Below are 15,406 nucleotides of genomic sequence, written 5' to 3' on the forward strand. Positions count from 1 at the left end.
GCTGCGGCTGAGATTGGGATGAAGGGGTTTGGGATGCGAGGCTTCGCTCGGACCCTCATCCGCCCCTTCGGGGCACCTTCTCCCGATGGGAGAAGGGAACAACGCCCCTCTCCTACGGGAGAGGGGTTGGGGTGAGGGTACGGGGCGAAGCCACTACGAGTGGTGGGTAACACGAGAGCTTCGCTCGCACCCTCATCCGGCGCTTCGCGCCACCTTCTCCCAGCGGGAGAAGGGAACAACGCCTCTCACCGCCCAAGCAATACCAGCACATCCCGCGCAATCGCCGTTGCCTGCTCACGCAGTTCCGGTACCGCCAGGCTTTCCCATAGCGAGCCGATGCGCAGGCTGCCGATCACCCGCAGGCGTGGATTGGGGCGGCCATCGGCATCGAGCAGCGCGCCATTGGACGCGGTGTCCACGCCGATGCCATGCGGGCCGGGCGTGGCGATGCCCTGGCCCAGCAGCTGCTGCAGCAGGCCGTTGCGCATGGCCTGCACGCGCATTTCCACGCCGGTGGCGTTGATCAGCGTCTGCACATCCAGCTGCAGCGCATGCCCGGCGCCGGCGCCGGCGCTCACCCGCACACAGGCACCGGCCTGGTACGCCACATCCAGCCGCGCGCGATGCAGTTGCAATTGCCCGCGCGCCTGCATTGCCTGCAGGTGCGCATGCACCGGCGCGGCGATGCGGTGGCGGTGCACATCCCAATAGCGCACCACATGCCGCAAGAAGCGGCGCTGGTCGGCGGCCGACAACGTCTGCCATAGCGCCTGGCTCAACGGGCGGATGCGCTCCATCACGCTCTGCCAGGGCAGGCCCTGCGCGGCCGCGTCGCGCGCGTGCCGGCGCAATGCGCGCATGCGCGCGCGCAGGGGCAGTGCCAGCAGCGGTTGCGGGTCGAACGGTGCCGGCGTGGCGTGTGCGTGCGGCAGCGGCAGCAAGCCGTGCCGCGAGACCACGTGCACCGCGCCGCGGTGCTGCTGCGCGGCCAGGGTGACCACGCTGTCGGCCATGCTCAACCCCGAGCCAATGATGCACACCGCCGCGTCCTGCGGGATCTGCGCCACTGAGGGCGTGTCCCAGGCTTCCACTCGCTGGCCGGGCGCCAGGCCGGCGGCGCCGCGCAATGGCAGCGGCCGCAATGCATTGCCCACCGCCAGGATCACGCTGGCAGCCTGCAGGTGCTGGCCGTCATCCAAATGCAGCAGTGCGCCTGCGGCGTTTGGCTGCAGGTCGCGTACGCGAGCGCTGCAGACGGTGAGTGTGGCGGGGCTGTGCGCGCAGGCCTCCTGCAACCGAGCACGCAGGTACGGCGCATACAGGCAGCGGCCCACGAACTGCTGCGGCAGTTGCGCCGCGTCCAGCGCCGGGCAGGCCTGCGTGGCCTGCAGGTAGGCGACAAAATCGCCTGGCAACTCGGCCAGCGCGCTCATCCGCGCGGCCGGCACATTGAGCAGATGCTCGGGCCGCGCCGTGGCGTAGGCCACGCCTTCGCCCAATGCCGCGCTGGGCTCGATCATGACGATCTGCAGCGGCGCGGTGGCCTGGCGCAGCAGCTGCAACGCCACCAGCACGCCGGACGCGCCACCACCGACGATGGCGATCGCTGCATCGCCGGGTACACGCTGTTCGTTCATGCCGCAATTGTAGGCGATGACCACGTCGGGCCCATGACCACCGGTGCAGCGGCAACCGACATGTGAGGTGCTGGATTCGCTGCGAGACAGTTGACTGCCGGGTGAGGTCACAGCCCCACGCGGCGTAGCTGTAAGCAGCACCCAGGCCGGTACTGGCCGGCGCCACGCTGTGGGTGGGCTGCTCTCTATCACCCGTGGCAGCAGCGTGCGTGCATGCACTACGCCAACGCTTTGCGAATCAGGCCACCATGCTGCCCGACGCTTCAATGCCAGACCTCACCGCGCGACAGCCATCCAGCCGCCCACTACATCAGCGCATCCGCCAGGCGTGCGATGCCTTCACGGCTTCGCCGCCAGGCCGGGCGGCGGCGCCACTGCGCGATGTCCACCGGCTGCGACTGCGCCAGGTAATCCTGCTCGATCTCGCGCAGGCGTAGCACCACGTTACGGTCGTAGCAGAGCATGCCGATCTCGGCATTGAGCGCAAACGAGCGAATGTCCAGGTTGATCGAGCCCACCAACGCAATGTCTTCATCCACGCTCAGATGCTTGGCGTGCAGAAAGTGCGGCCGGTATAGCGCAATCTTCACTCCACAGCGCAGCAACTCTTCGAAATAGGCTTCCTGCGCCCACGCCGCCAGCCGCTGGTTGTTGTGTTCGGACAGGATCAACTGCACGTCCACGCCAGACATCCCGGCGATGCGCAACGCACTGAGCATGGCTTCGTCCGGCACGAAATACGGCGTGACCAACACCACCTTGCGGCGCGCCAGATGGATCACCGCGTTGATTGCATCGCGTGCGTTTTCGAACGGATACGCCGGCCCGCTGGGCAGCAACTGGGTGGCGATGTTGTCGTCGTACACCGGGGCGTCCGGCCACACGTCCAGGCGCTGCCCGGTTTCGGTGAACCAGTCGCTGGCGAACACCGCTTCCAGGTGGTTGACCACCGGCCCGCGCACGCGCGCGACCAGTTCGCGATTGGGCGCGCCGGCGATAAAGCCGGGCGCGGCCAGGTTCTGCGAGCCGACAAAGCCGACCTGGTTGTCGATCACCGCAATCTTGCGGTGGTTGCGCAGGTCCATGCGCCCGCTGCGGCGCCAGCGCAGCCCGCCGGGCAGCAAGGCCAGCACCTCCACGCCACTGGCCTGCAAACGCTGGCGATAACGGCGCAGGCCACGCTTGGCGCCCATCGCATCCAGCAGCAAGCGGCAGCGCACGCCGCGTGCGCAGGCGCGTTCCAGCGCAGCCACCACCGCCTCGCCCACCGCATCGTCGAACATCAGGTAATACAGCAGATGCACGCGTTCCTGCGCCTGGTCGATCGCGGTGATCAGCGCCTGCAGCGAGGCCTCGTAGTCGTCCAGCAGTTCCACCGCATTGCCCAGCGTTGGCATGAAATCGCCCTGCCGCTCGATCAACGGCACCACCTCGGCGCTGCTGGTGTCCGGCTGCGGGGTCCAGCGCAAGGCGTGCAACGGCAGCTGCTGCTCGCGGATCACCTGCGAGGCCGTGGCCTGGCGCTGCACGCGCTGCCGCGACAGCCACGGGTGGCCGAACAACAGGTACAGCGGCAGGCCAACCACCGGCACGAAGCCGATCAGCAGCAACCAGCTGCGCGCCGCCCCAGGCGTGGTGCGGGTGGGGATCCACAGCAGCGCGGCCAGGCGGATCACCCAGTCCAGCGCCAGCAGCCAGGTCCCTTGCAACCAGTCAGGCAGCATCGGCATCGGGTCTCTTCAAGGGGAGCCCGATTCTGACCGGGCCGCGCATAAACGCAACGGCCCGGACGCCGCCGCGCAATGCCGGAATGGCCCGGCTGCGGTATCGGCCGGCAGCGCGCGGTCGGCGCACACCTGGCGCACGGTCTGCACGAAGGCCGACTGCGCGCGGGTGGGGTGCCAGTCGGCGCGTGTGGTCAGGCCAATCTGCCGGCGCAGCTGCGGCACCGCCAGGCCGATCTCGCACAGCAGCCCGGCGCGTTGTTCGAACAGGAACTGGTCACGCGACATCACGGTCAGCCAATCGTCTTCCAGCAGCAATCCGCGGATCACCAGCACCGACCCGCATTCGATGCGCGGCGGCGGCGGCTCCAGTTGCTGGTCGCGGAACATGCGCTCCCAGCGCGCGCGCAGCGGCGTGCCCGTGGCCGCCACCACCCATGGGTAGTCCAGCAACTGCGCGAAGGCGTAGGCATGCCCGGCCAGCGGATGCCCGCTGCGCGCCACGATCACCGCCGCATCGTCGAATAGCGCGTCCTGCACCACGTCGTGCACGGGCAACGGCTCGCGCAACGCGCCGATCAACAGGTCCAGCCCGCCCTCGCGCAGCTGCGCCAGCAACTCGGGATACGGCCCTTCGACCACGCTGACGGTGGCACCGGGGTGGCTGCGTGCGAAGCGCGCCAGCGCCCGCGGCAGCAATACAGCGCGGGCAAGTGGCATCACCCCCACCGTCACCCGCCCGGCGTGCTGGGAGCGCAGCGCGGCCACCTCGTCCAGCCCGGCGCCCAGCTCCGCCAGGGCGAGCCGCACCTGCCGCAGCAGCCGCAGCGCCACCGGCGTGGCGTGCACGCTTTTGCCGCGGCGCACGATCAACGGCACTTCGACCACATCGGCCAACGTCTGCACCGCGCGGTAGATGGCTGGCTGCGAGACCCCGGTGCGCACCGCCGCCAACGAATAGCTGCCGGCCACGTCCACCGCCACCAGTGCCTGCAGCTGCCCCAGCGACACCCGCCGCTCCAGGCCCGGGCGGGCCGGCAGCCGCAGCGCGCGCCGGGCCACCCGCAGCCCGCGCCCCAGATGCGCCAATGCGCGCACCACCCGCGGTGCCAGCAGGCGCGTGGCCTCGGTGCCGGCCATGCCGCCGGGGTGGCGGTCGAACAGCCGCACGCCCAGTTGCTGTTCCAGCCGCGCGATGGCCTGGGTGAGCGCCGGCTGCGACAGGTTCACCTGTGGCGCGGCGGCGCTGACGCTGCCCGCTTCGGCCACCACATGCATGGCATACAGGTGGCGCAGGTTGATTTCGAAGGGTGTCGACATGCTCTAACTATAAGCAGAACCAATAGACATACCTTAAATTGATCTTGAGCCAGCAGGCGCTCCACCAACAGACTCGGCGCATTGCTAACGAGGATGGATGGATGAGCCAGGTCGTCACCGACATCGCGCGTGCCCCGGTCGCGGTCGTGCAAGGGTTGGCGCAGGCGGGCGTGGCCACCGTGCACGAAGCCATGGGCCGCAGCGGGCTGCTGCATCACCGGCTGCGGCCGATCTATGCCGGCTGCCGCATCGCCGGCACCGCCGTCACGGTGTCGGTCCCGCCGGGCGACAACTGGATGATGCATGTGGCGATCGAGCAACTGCGCGACGGCGACCTGCTGGTGGTCGCGCCCACCAGCGAGTGCTACGACGGCTATTTCGGCGACCTGCTCGCCACTTCGGCGCAGGCGCGCGGCTGCCGTGGGCTGATCATCGACGCCGGCGTGCGCGACGTGCGCGACCTCACCGCGATGGGCTTCCCGGTGTGGAGCCGCGCCATCTGCGCGCAGGGCACCATCAAGGAGACCCTGGGCGCGGTGAACGTGCCGCTGGTCTGCGCCGGGCAGCTGATCCAGCCAGGCGATGTGGTGGTGGCCGACGACGACGGCGTCTGCGTGGTGCCAAGCGCCCAGGCGCAGGCAGTGCTGGCCGAAGCCCAGGCACGCGAAGCGCGCGAATTGATCAAGCGCGAGCGGCTGGCGCGCGGCGAACTGGGCCTGGACATCTACGCCATGCGTGAGCGTCTGGCGGCGAAAGGCCTGCGCTATGTCTGAGGGCGTGCGCGCGATGTGGATGCGCGGCGGCACCTCCAAGGGCGGGTTCTTCCTGGCTGCGGACCTGCCGGCCGACACCGCCGCGCGCGATGCCTTCCTGCTGCGCGCCTATGGCTCGCCGGACCTGCGCCAGATCGATGGCATGGGCGGCGCCGACCCGCTCACCTCCAAGGTGGCCGTGGTAAGCCGCTCCGCGCGCGAGGATGCCGATGTGGACTACCTGTTCCTGCAGGTCTCGGTGGACCAGGCGCAGGTCAGCGACGCGCAGAACTGCGGCAACCTGCTGGCCGGCGTGGGGCCGTTCGCGCTGGAGCGCGGCCTGCTGCCCGCACAGGACGGCCAGACTGCGGTGCGCATCTTCATGCGCAACACCGGTACCGTGGCCACCGCCACCGTGTGCACGCCGGGCGGCCAGGTGACCTACACCGGCAACACCCGGATCGATGGCGTGCCCGGCACCGCCGCGCCCATCGCGCTGGCCTTTGCCGAGATCGCCGGTTCCAGCTGCGGCGCGCTGCTGCCCACCGGCAACCCGGTGGACCTGCTGGACGGCATTGCGGTCACGCTGATCGATAACGGCATGCCCTGCGTGGTACTGCGTGCCAGCGATGTGGGCATCCGCGGCGACGAAGACCGCGCCACGCTGGATGCCGATGTCGCGCTCAAGGCGCGCCTGGAAACCCTGCGCCTGCAGGCCGGGCCGCTGATGCGGCTGGGCGATGTGGACACCGCCACGGTACCGAAATTGATGCTGGTCTCCGCCCCACACAACGGCGGCGCGATCACGGTGCGCTCGTTCATTCCGCATCGCTGCCATGCCTCCATTGGCGTGCTGGGTGCGGTCACCGTGGCCACCGCCTGCCTGCTGCCCGGCACGCCGGCGCACGCGCTGGCACAGCTGCCGGGCGGCACCACGCAGCAGCTGGAGATCGAACACCCCAGCGGCGCCAGCAGCTGCCTCATTGCACTGGACGCGCACGGCAACGTGGTGCGCGCCGCTGTCGTGCGCACCGCCCGCAAACTGTTCGATGGGGTGCTGTTTGGCTAGTCAGCGGCCCATGTCATTCACGCCGGCCGATGACGGCACGGCCGGGGGCTTGATGCAACTGCCGGCGCACTCGGCAGCTCAGGCGCTACCGTCTACGCGATGTGCCGCCTGCAGCGGCTATCGCCTGCGTAAACGCGCGTATGTAGGCACCTGCCGATCCCGCGCGCCCGGCTGCAGCGGCTGCAAACAACCGCGCGATGCGCACGTTCCCTCATATCAGACGACCCGATGATCATCGACTGCCACGGCCACTACACCACCGCACCTGCTGCGCACGATGCGTTCCGCAAGGCGCAGATCGCCCATCACGACGACCCGCAGCAACCGGCCCCGCAGTACCCGCACATTTCCGACGATGCGCTACGCGAGAGCATCGAACAGCACCAACTGCGATTGCTGCGCGAGCGTGGCGCGGACATGACCATTTTTTCGCCACGCGCCAGCACCATGGCCCACCACATCGGCAACGAAGCGGTGAGCCAGGCCTGGACGCAGCGCTGCAATGACCTGATCGCGCGCGTGGTGCAGTTGTATCCGCACACCTTCATCGGTGTCTGCCAGCTGCCGCAGTCGCCGGGCGTTCCGATCAGCCACTCCATCGCCGAGCTGGAACGCTGCGTCAACGAACTAGGCTTTGTCGGCTGCAATCTCAATCCCGACCCGTCCGGCGGGCACTGGAACGGCGTACCGCTCACCGACCGTGCCTGGTACCCGTTCTTCGAGAAGATGGTGGAGCTGGATGTGCCGGCGATGGTGCATGTGTCCGGCAGCTGCAATGCCAACTTCCACGCCACCGGTGCGCACTACCTCAACGCCGACACCACCGCCTTCATGCAGTTCCTGGAAGGCGATCTGTTCCGCGACTTCCCGAACTTGCGCTTCATCATTCCGCATGGCGGCGGCGCGGTGCCTTACCACTGGGGGCGCTTTCGCGGGCTGGCCGACATGCTGGGCAAACCGCCGCTGGCCACGCATGTGATGCGCAATGTGTTCTTCGATACCTGCGTGTATCACCAGCCGGGCATCGACCTGCTGTTCGAAGTGATCGACATCGACAACATCCTGTTCGGCTCGGAAATGGTGGGCGCGGTGCGCGGCATCGACCCGCAGACCGGGCATTACTTCGACGACACCAAGCGCTACATCGATGCACTGACCATCTCCGATGCAGACAAGCGCAAGGTGTTCGAAGGCAACGCGCGGCGGGTCTACCCGCGCCTGGATGCGCAACTGCGTGCGCGTGGGCTGTAGCGGTGTTCCCTTCTCCCATCGGGAGAAGGTGCCCCGCAGGGGCGGATGAGGGTACGTGCGAAGCCTCTGGCACTCCAACCACTGCAAGTGGCTTCGCTTCGCCCCGCACCCTCACCCCTACCCCTCTCCCGCGGGAGAGGGGATGCCGTCCGCCGAGGTAGTGGCCCAGGAGAGGTAGTGGCCCAGGAAGTGTGCGGATTTAAACCATTGTTGCGATCAAACCCCGCAACCCTCCGCAAACGCAAAAACCCCGCCTCGCGGCGGGGTTTTTGTTGGAAGCAGATCGCGTAATCGGTGGATTACTTGATCTTGCCTTCCTTGTACATGACGTGCTTACGCACGACCGGGTCGTACTTCATCATTTCCATCTTCCCCGGAGTGTTTTTCTTGTTCTTATCCGTGGTGTAGAAGTGGCCGGTAGCGGCCGAGGAAATCATACGAATCTTGTCACGCTTGCCTTTTGCCATGACTGCTTACTCCTCAGACCTTTTCGCCGCGCGCACGCAGCTCTTTCAGAACGGCATCAATCCCGTTCTTGTCGATGGTGCGCAACGCATGCGCGGAAACACGGAGCTTGACCCAGCGGTTTTCGCTGGCGACCCAGAAGCGGCGCTCGTGCAGGTTGGGCAGGAAACGACGACGGGTTCTGTTGTTTGCGTGGGAGACGTTGTTACCCGTCTGCACACGCTTGCCGGACACTTGGCATACGCGGGACATTGCGCACCTCGATAAAGTTTGGTGTCTTCCTTAGCCAGGAAAACGGCGGCCCCGACAGCGCTTGGCTGCCACGCAACGTTGGGAATCAAGTACTTACGCTGGGAGCAGGCCGGCACCCCATCGCGTTGGGTGCCGCCGCCCGGAGCGATCCGGGCACAGCGAGCCGCGCATTATGCACGGCATTTCCTTGTGCCGCAAGCACTTAGGCCGGCCCGTACCCCTCCCTCGCGGCGGCCGTCCAGACGCCTCGCGTATCAGCACGGGCGGCGCGCTCATGGCGTGCCCCCGTGCTGCGGCGCCGTCATCGCTGCGGTGCGTGGGGCGCGCTCGCGGTGCAGCCAGCGGTACAGCACCGGCAACACCAGCAAGGTGAGCAGGGTCGAGGAGACGATGCCGCCGATCACCACCGTGGCCAGCGGGCGCTGCACTTCCGCACCGGCGCCGACATTGAAGGCCATCGGCACGAAGCCCAGCGCCGCCACCAGTGCGGTCATCAGCACCGGCCGCAAGCGCGCCAACGCGCCTTCGCGCAGGGCCTGCTCCAGTGGCATGCCTGCATCGCGCAGGCCGCGGATGAAAGCGATCATGACCAGGCCGTTGAGCACCGCCACGCCCGATAGCGCGATGAAGCCCACCCCGGCCGAGATCGACAACGACAACCCGCGCAGCGCCAGCGCCACCACGCCGCCGGTCAGTGCCAGCGGCACGCCGCTGAACACCACCACCGCATCGCGCAACGAACCGAACGACCAGTACAGCAGCGCGAAGATCAGCAGCAGCGTGGCCGGCACCACCCAGGCCAACCGCTGGCCGGCGGAGATCAGCTGCTCGAAGGTGCCGCCGTAGCCGATCCAGTAACCGGTCGGCAGCGCCACCTCGGCCTGCACACGCTGCTGCACCTCGGCCACGAAACTGCCCAGATCGCGGTCGCGCACATTCGCGGTGATGACGATGCGCCGCTTGCCGTCTTCGCGATTGATCTGGTTCGGCCCGAGCACGCTCTCGATCCTGGCCACCTCGCGCAACGGCACCGTGGTCGGCGCACCGCTGCGCCACCCGGCCGCGCGGCTGGATTCATCCGCATCGTTGCGCTCGCCATCGCCCTGCAGCGGAATCGGCAGGTCGGCCAGCGCGGTCGGGTCCTGGCGCAAGGCTTCCGGCAGGCGCACCACGATGTCGAAGCGGCGGTCGCCGTCGAACAATTGCCCGGCCGGTCGCCCGCCCACCGCCGCGGCCACGGTGTCCTGCACCACGCCGGGATTGAGGCCGTAGCCGGCCAACGCATCGCGATCGGGCACCACGGCCAGCATCGGCAGTCCGGTGGATTGCTCCAGGCCCACGTCGGCCGCGCCAGGCACGCTGCGGGCGACGGCCTCGATCCGCCGACCCACCGTCACCAGCGTGTCCAGGTCATCGCCGTACAGCTTGATCGCCACATCCGCCCGCACGCCGGAAATCAGCTCGTTCATGCGCATCTGGATCGGCTGGGTGAACTCGTAGTTGTTGCCGGGCAATTGCCGCACCGCCGCTTCGATCTCGGCCACCAACTGCGCCTTGGGCTTGCGCGGATCCGGCCATTGCTCGCGCGGATGCATGATCAAGAACGTATCGGCCACCGATGGCGGCATCGGGTCGGCGGCCACTTCCGCCGTGCCCAGCTTGCCGAACACGTGCGCCACTTCAGGAAACTGCTTGATGCGCCGCTCCAGCGTGGCCTGCATGCTGATCGCCTGCTCCAGGCTGGTGCCGGGAATGCGCAGGGCATGCAGGGCGATGTCGCCCTCGTCCAGGTTCGGGATGAATTCACTGCCCAGCCGGGTGGCCAGCGCCGCACACAGCACCACCGTGGCCAGCGCACCAATGCCGACCCAGCGCGCATGCCGCAACACGCGATCCAACAGCGGCGCATACACCCCGCGTGCCCAGCGCATGGCGCGATTTTCGTGCTCGGCCACCTTGCCGCCGAGCAACAAGGCGATGGCCGCCGGCACGAAGGTCAGCGACAGCAGCATCGCGCCGGTGAGCGCGAGCACCACGGTGACTGCCATCGGGTGGAACATCTTGCCCTCGATACCGGTGAGCGCGAACACCGGCAGATACACCGCCGCGATGATGCCCACACCGAACAGGCTGGGGCGGATTACCTCGGCAGTGGCCTCGGCGGTGAGGGCAAAGCGCTCGTCACGTTCCAGCACGCGGCCCAGCCGTGCCTGCGCCTCGCCGAAACGGCGCAGGCAGTTCTCCACGATGATCACTGCGCCATCGACGATCAGGCCGAAATCCAGCGCACCCAGGCTCATCAGATTGCCCGACACCCCACCGCGCACCATGCCGGTGAGGGTGAACAACATCGCCAGCGGGATCACCGCGGCGGTGATCAGCGCGGCACGCACATTGCCCAGCATCAGGAACAGCACCACGATCACCAGCAACGCGCCTTCGATCAGGTTCTTGGCAACGGTGACGATGGTGCGGTCCACCAATGCGGTGCGGTCGTACACCGGCACCGCACGCACACCGGCCGGAAGACTGGCGTTGGCCAACTCCAGCCGCTGCGCAGCCGCCTGCGCCACCGTGCGGCTGTTGGCGCCCACCAGCATGAACACCGTGCCCAGCACCACTTCGGTTCCGTCCTGCGTGGCGGCACCGTTGCGCAGCTCGCGGCCTTCGCCCACCTGGGCCACATCGCGCACCCGGATCGGCACACCTTCGCGCCGATCCAGCACGATCGCCCCGATCTGCGCTATGTCATCCACCTGCCCCGGCACCCGCACCAGGAACTGCTGCCCGCTGCGTTCGATGTAGCCGGCACCAACGTTGCGGTTGTTGGCCTCCACCGCCTGAGCCACATCGTCCAGGGTGAAGCCCAACGCCACCAGACGCGCCGGATCCGGGGTGATATGGATCTGCCGTGCATGCCCGCCGATGGTGTTGACCTCGGTCACGCCAGGCACGTTGCGCAACTGCGGGCGCACCACCCAATCCTGCAAGGTGCGCAGATCGGTCGCGGTCCATGCACTGCCATCGGCCTTGCGCGCGTTTGGCTTGGCTTCGACCGTGTACATGAAAATCTCGCCCAAGCCGGTGGCGATCGGGCCTAATTGCGGTTCCAGCTCCGGCGGCAATTGCGACTTCACCTGCTGCAGCCGCTCGGCCACCTGCTGCCGCGCAAAGTACAGATCGGTGCCATCGGCAAACACCGCGGTCACCTGCGACAACCCGTAGCGCGACAAGGACCGCGTGGACTCCAAGCCCGGCAGCCCCGCCAGCACCGTCTCCAATGGAAACGTCACCCGCTGCTCGGATTCCAGTGGCGAATATCCCGGCGCCGCCGTATTGACCTGCACCTGCACATTGGTGATATCCGGCGTGGCATCGATCGGCAACCGCGAAAAACTCCACGCACCGATCGCAATCAACACCCCGGTCAACGCCAGCATCAACCACCGCTGCGCAATCGCAAACCCAATGATCTTAGTGAGCATGGCGGGCACCTCCACAAAGGTGCTGCGTACATGGCGCAGTGATTGCGCCAACAGCACGCCTGCGACTTATCCCGCTAGAAAACCCAGCACTGCCCCAATCACTGCAGTAACCGCTGATGCAGCGAGCGTCTTTGTGATCAGCGTTGTAATTGGCATTGCTATTGTTGGTGTTGCTGTTCTTGTTGCTGCTGTGGCTGTGGCTGTGGCTGTGGCTGTTGCTGTGGCTGTTGCTGTTGCTGTTGCTGTTGCTGTTGCTTTCGATCTTGCCGTTGCCGTACCGGGGCCCCTTCCGCAGCGGCGGAGACGGTGGGCAAACCCCACCGGGGCGGCGCGCACGGATGCGCGACGTTTTCGGCAGGGACAGGATGTCCCTTCCGAAAATTCCCGCCGGCTCCGCGCACCCGAAGGGCGCGTAGGCGGGGTGTGCTTTCTTTTGGTTACGTTTCTTTGCACAAGCAAAGAAAAGTGACTCGCGCCCGAGAGGGCGTGAAAGCCCCTGCCGTTGCACCGTCCGAAAAGAACCAACACCGCTCGTTTCATTTTCAGCTCGACGGCCGAAGCAAGAAACCTCGCACACGCCATGGTTTGAGCTGTCACGAAGCACCGGCAAACCCAACTGAAATGCCAGCGCAGCGGAGGAAACAGCAGACACGCAATGATCAATGATCATGCGATGCCCCCGACTTCTCGATATCCGCCTTCACCAGATAACTCTGCTCCACCACCACCACATCCCCCGCCACCACCCCCGACAGCACCTCCACCTGCTGCGCATCGCGCGCACCCAGCGTCAACGGCCGCACCTCGTAGGTCTCGCCCACCTGCACGAACACCACCTGCCAATCGCGGAACTGTTGCAACGCGCTCACCGGCATCACCAACTTGGCCGGCTGCTGCGCCACCGTCACCCGCGCCTTCACTGCCGACCCTGGCCGCCACAGGCCATCGGTATTGCGCAGCACCGCGCGCGCCACCGTGCTCTGGCTGGCCGTTGCCGTGCCTGGCAATACCCGCTCCAACGTGGTCTGCGCCACCACACCGTCGCTGATGCGGGTCACGGTGACCGGCGCGCCGGCGGTGATGTGCCCGGCATCGGCGCCGAAGATGTGCAGGTCCACCCACAAGGTGGAGAGGTCGGCGATTTCGAACAGCGCCTGGCCTTCGCCGGCATTGCTGCCCACGCTGGCGTTGCGTGCCAGCACGGTGCCGCTGATCGGCGCGCTCACGCTGTAGGTGGTCAGGCTCAGATTGCTCTCCACCGTGGCCAGTACCTGCCCGGCGCGCACCTGGTCGCCCACGTTGGCGCGCAGGCTGCGCACCGGGCCGGGGAAGCGCGCGGTGGCCTGTGCCTGCCCGCCTTCGGCCGGCGTCAGCAGGCCCTGCACCTCATGCTGGTCGGCAATGCTGCCAGCGGCCACCGGTGCCACGCGAATGCCACTTTCCTTGGCGATCGCCGCGGCGATCGTGGTGCGGCCTTCGTAACTTTCATAGGTCCAGCGATGCGCCTTGCCTTGCACCTTCGCGCGCAGCTCGACATCGAACGAATGCGGCTCGGCCACCACGCTGTCGGCCAGCAGGCGGCCATCGGGGCGTGCGCTGAGCCGGTGCACTTCGGTGGCGCCGCCCAGACGGGTCAGCCGCACCTCCACACTGCCGGCGGTGGCCGGCAACGGTTTGCCATCGCGGTAGAGCCAGGCCTGGTAGGTGGGCGGGGTGCCGTCTTCGGCAATCGCCAGCTCGACGCTGTCGCCGTCCTGGCTCAGCAGGCGCCCGCCATGGCTGCCTTTGGCGGCTTCCTCGGCGTGCCCCTCGCCGCCGTGTTCTGCGGCATCGCCGGCGTGCGCGTGTGCGTCGTCGCCGTCACGGCCGCAGCCGCCCAGCAGCAGCGCCAGCAACAGCGGCGCGATCCAAGAAGTCGTGGTCATGGAAACAGGTCCTGTGAGGTGCCCGCGCAGTGCGCCGAAGGCAGCAAGCGATGAAGAACAGTGCGTGGAGGTGGTGCGCGATGTGTGCGTCTGCAGATGTGCGCGTGGCAGCACGCGCAGGCGTGACGCCGCTGCAAGACAACCGGTGGTGATGCGTGCAGGCAGCAGTGCGATCAGCCTGCTGCGGCACTGCAGGTGCCAGATGTGCAGGCTCATGGCGTCACCTGCGCGGGCAAGACAAACGGCTGGCCGGTCAGGCGCTGGATTTCGATCAGCGCGGTCTGCGCCTCCGATGCGGCGGCCAGTTGCTGCTGGCGTGCGTCGTTGTGCTGCGCCTGCAATTGCGCCCAATCCAGATAACTGGTGGCGCCGGCGCGGTAGGCGCGTTCGGCAGCAGCATCGGCGCGGGCGAGTGCGGGCAGCACGTCCTCGCGCATGCGGCTGACTTCCAGCTGTGCGGCGCGGTAGCGGCCGTGCGCGTCCGCCAGCGTGGTGTAGAGCACCAGCACCTGCGACTGCCGTTCGATGTCCAGCAACGACAGCTCCGCTTCGGCCGCGCGGATCTCCGGCTGCGCACGTGCCGCGCTGCCCAGCGCCAACGACACCCCACCGACCAGCGCGGTGGCATCGCTGCCCTGCAGGCGGCGCACGCCCACCTGCCAATCGAGATCCGGGCGTGCCTGGCTGCGGGCTAGCCGCACCCGTGCCTCGCGCACGCGCTGTTCGTTGTTCAAGCGCGCCAGCTCGGGCGTGGCATCGAGCAGCTGCGCCAGCACGTCGAAGTCGGGAATCGCCGGCAGCTGCAGCGGGTCGCCGGTGACTGCGGCGAAGTCGGGCGTGCGTTCGCCCCACAACACCGCCAGCTGCCGACATGCGGCCAACCACTCCTGCTGCGCGCGATCGCGCTCCAGTTCCGCACGCGCCTGCAGCGCCTGCGCGGTCAGCACCACCGATTCGGGGGATGCGCCGGCCTGCAGGCGCTGACGCGCGGCCCGCACGGTGCGCTGCCGTTGCGCCAGCGTCTCCAACGCCACCGTCTGCCGCTGCGCCGCCAGGCTGATGGCCAGATAGCGCCGCGCCACTTCGGCCAACACATCCAGCCGTGCCAATGCGCGTTGTGGTGCCAGCGCGTCGATGCGCGCCTGGGCCAGGGTGCGGCGCGCGTCGAGCTTGCCGCCGCGCTCCAGCACCCCGGCCAGGGTGACGGTGAGTTCGGCCTGGTCCAGCGCGCGCGCAGGTCCGGTGCCGAACACGTTTTCGACCTGTGCGCCCAGGCGCAACGGCGGACGCAGGGCGTCGCGTTCGGCTTCGGCGGTGAGGACCGCACGCTGGCCATCGGCCAGGCGCAGATCGGGATGCTGCCGGGCAACGCGCGCAATGGCGTCGTCCAGGGTCAGCACGGGTTTGGGCGGTACGTCCTGCGCCATGGCGCACGGCACGACCGCGAAGACGGCAAGTGCCGTCAGTCGCAACCACATGAGGGTGTCTCCGGAATCGGGATCGATGGACAGGCCGGCAGCTGCCGG

The 15,406-nt window shown here is 67.8% G+C and carries 12 protein-coding genes; 4 read left to right on the forward strand and 8 right to left on the reverse strand.

The genetic code is table 11. From position 1 onward, the window contains the following. Positions 1 to 245: 245 nt before the first annotated feature. From ACD584_RS11260 to ACD584_RS11270, 3 genes are all read right to left on the reverse strand, one after another. A complete protein-coding gene (locus ACD584_RS11260) occupies positions 246 to 1,637 on the reverse strand; it encodes an FAD/NAD(P)-binding protein (RefSeq protein WP_070693911.1) in 1,392 nt (463 codons plus the stop codon). 305 nt (positions 1,638 to 1,942) lie between these two features. Continuing rightward, complete coding sequence (cls, locus tag ACD584_RS11265; RefSeq protein WP_042597859.1) at positions 1,943 to 3,361, reverse strand: cardiolipin synthase; 1,419 nt, start codon at positions 3,359 to 3,361, stop codon at positions 1,943 to 1,945. Positions 3,362 to 3,376: 15 nt separating this feature from the next. Then, a complete protein-coding gene (locus ACD584_RS11270) occupies positions 3,377 to 4,681 on the reverse strand; it encodes a LysR substrate-binding domain-containing protein (RefSeq protein ID WP_070693914.1) in 1,305 nt (434 codons plus the stop codon). Between the two features lie 101 nt (positions 4,682 to 4,782). On the opposite strand from ACD584_RS11270, the gene ACD584_RS11275 reads away from it, so the two are divergent. From ACD584_RS11275 to ACD584_RS11285, 3 genes are all read left to right on the forward strand, one after another. After that, positions 4,783 to 5,454, forward strand: a complete 672-nt coding sequence (locus ACD584_RS11275; RefSeq protein ID WP_076035762.1) for a 4-carboxy-4-hydroxy-2-oxoadipate aldolase/oxaloacetate decarboxylase — start codon at positions 4,783 to 4,785, stop codon at positions 5,452 to 5,454. Further along, complete coding sequence (locus tag ACD584_RS11280) at positions 5,447 to 6,502, forward strand: 4-oxalomesaconate tautomerase (protein WP_068574225.1); 1,056 nt, start codon at positions 5,447 to 5,449, stop codon at positions 6,500 to 6,502. Before ACD584_RS11275 ends, ACD584_RS11280 begins: the two co-directional genes overlap by 8 nt. 228 nt (positions 6,503 to 6,730) lie before the next feature. Then, a complete protein-coding gene (locus ACD584_RS11285; RefSeq protein WP_076035761.1) occupies positions 6,731 to 7,753 on the forward strand; it encodes an amidohydrolase family protein in 1,023 nt (340 codons plus the stop codon). A 299-nt stretch (positions 7,754 to 8,052) separates the two neighbouring features. On the opposite strand, the gene rpmG is transcribed toward ACD584_RS11285, so the two are convergent. The 3 genes from rpmG to ACD584_RS11300 all read right to left on the reverse strand — a co-directional run bounded on the left by rpmG (position 8,053) and on the right by ACD584_RS11300 (position 11,955). Next, positions 8,053 to 8,220, reverse strand: a complete 168-nt coding sequence (gene rpmG, locus ACD584_RS11290) for a 50S ribosomal protein L33 (RefSeq protein WP_002809462.1) — start codon at positions 8,218 to 8,220, stop codon at positions 8,053 to 8,055. Positions 8,221 to 8,233: 13 nt separating this feature from the next. Then, positions 8,234 to 8,470 carry a 50S ribosomal protein L28 gene (gene rpmB / locus ACD584_RS11295; protein WP_002809459.1) on the reverse strand — a complete coding sequence of 79 codons (237 nt, stop codon included), beginning with the start codon at positions 8,468 to 8,470 and terminating at the stop codon, positions 8,234 to 8,236. Between the two features lie 272 nt (positions 8,471 to 8,742). Next, entirely contained in the window at positions 8,743 to 11,955 is a 3,213-nt protein-coding gene (locus tag ACD584_RS11300) for an efflux RND transporter permease subunit (RefSeq protein ID WP_175611466.1), read from the reverse strand. 167 nt (positions 11,956 to 12,122) lie between these two features. Here ACD584_RS11300 and ACD584_RS11305 point away from each other — a divergent pair, with 167 nt between their 5' ends. Continuing rightward, on the forward strand, positions 12,123 to 12,371 hold the full coding sequence (locus tag ACD584_RS11305) for a hypothetical protein (protein WP_228437990.1): 249 nt from the start codon (positions 12,123 to 12,125) through the stop codon (positions 12,369 to 12,371). A 243-nt stretch (positions 12,372 to 12,614) separates the two neighbouring features. On the opposite strand, the gene ACD584_RS11310 is transcribed toward ACD584_RS11305, so the two are convergent. Then, on the reverse strand, positions 12,615 to 13,880 hold the full coding sequence (locus ACD584_RS11310; RefSeq protein ID WP_175611465.1) for an efflux RND transporter periplasmic adaptor subunit: 1,266 nt from the start codon (positions 13,878 to 13,880) through the stop codon (positions 12,615 to 12,617). A 212-nt stretch (positions 13,881 to 14,092) separates the two neighbouring features. Continuing rightward, on the reverse strand, positions 14,093 to 15,358 hold the full coding sequence (locus tag ACD584_RS11315) for a TolC family protein (RefSeq protein WP_076035759.1): 1,266 nt from the start codon (positions 15,356 to 15,358) through the stop codon (positions 14,093 to 14,095). Between the last annotated feature and the right edge of the window lie 48 nt (positions 15,359 to 15,406).

This window comes from Xanthomonas sp. NCPPB 2922 (genome assembly GCF_041520885.1).
In the GTDB taxonomy this organism is placed as follows: domain Bacteria; phylum Pseudomonadota; class Gammaproteobacteria; order Xanthomonadales; family Xanthomonadaceae; genus Xanthomonas; species Xanthomonas campestris.

Excerpts from the sequence above, each read along its gene's own strand:
- ACD584_RS11275 (WP_076035762.1), top strand. The coding sequence starts at position 4,783 with ATGAGCCAGGTCGTCACCGACATCGCGCGTGCCCCGGTCGCGGTCGTG.
- ACD584_RS11310 (WP_175611465.1), bottom strand. The coding sequence starts at position 13,880 with ATGACCACGACTTCTTGGATCGCGCCGCTGTTGCTGGCGCTGCTGCTG.
- rpmG (WP_002809462.1), bottom strand. The coding sequence starts at position 8,220 with ATGGCAAAAGGCAAGCGTGACAAGATTCGTATGATTTCCTCGGCCGCT.
- cls (WP_042597859.1), bottom strand. The coding sequence starts at position 3,361 with ATGCTGCCTGACTGGTTGCAAGGGACCTGGCTGCTGGCGCTGGACTGG.
- ACD584_RS11315 (WP_076035759.1), bottom strand. The coding sequence starts at position 15,358 with ATGTGGTTGCGACTGACGGCACTTGCCGTCTTCGCGGTCGTGCCGTGC.
- ACD584_RS11260 (WP_070693911.1), bottom strand. The coding sequence starts at position 1,637 with ATGAACGAACAGCGTGTACCCGGCGATGCAGCGATCGCCATCGTCGGT.
- rpmB (WP_002809459.1), bottom strand. The coding sequence starts at position 8,470 with ATGTCCCGCGTATGCCAAGTGTCCGGCAAGCGTGTGCAGACGGGTAAC.
- ACD584_RS11280 (WP_068574225.1), top strand. The coding sequence starts at position 5,447 with ATGTCTGAGGGCGTGCGCGCGATGTGGATGCGCGGCGGCACCTCCAAG.
- ACD584_RS11300 (WP_175611466.1), bottom strand. The coding sequence starts at position 11,955 with ATGCTCACTAAGATCATTGGGTTTGCGATTGCGCAGCGGTGGTTGATG.
- ACD584_RS11270 (WP_070693914.1), bottom strand. The coding sequence starts at position 4,681 with ATGTCGACACCCTTCGAAATCAACCTGCGCCACCTGTATGCCATGCAT.
- ACD584_RS11285 (WP_076035761.1), top strand. The coding sequence starts at position 6,731 with ATGATCATCGACTGCCACGGCCACTACACCACCGCACCTGCTGCGCAC.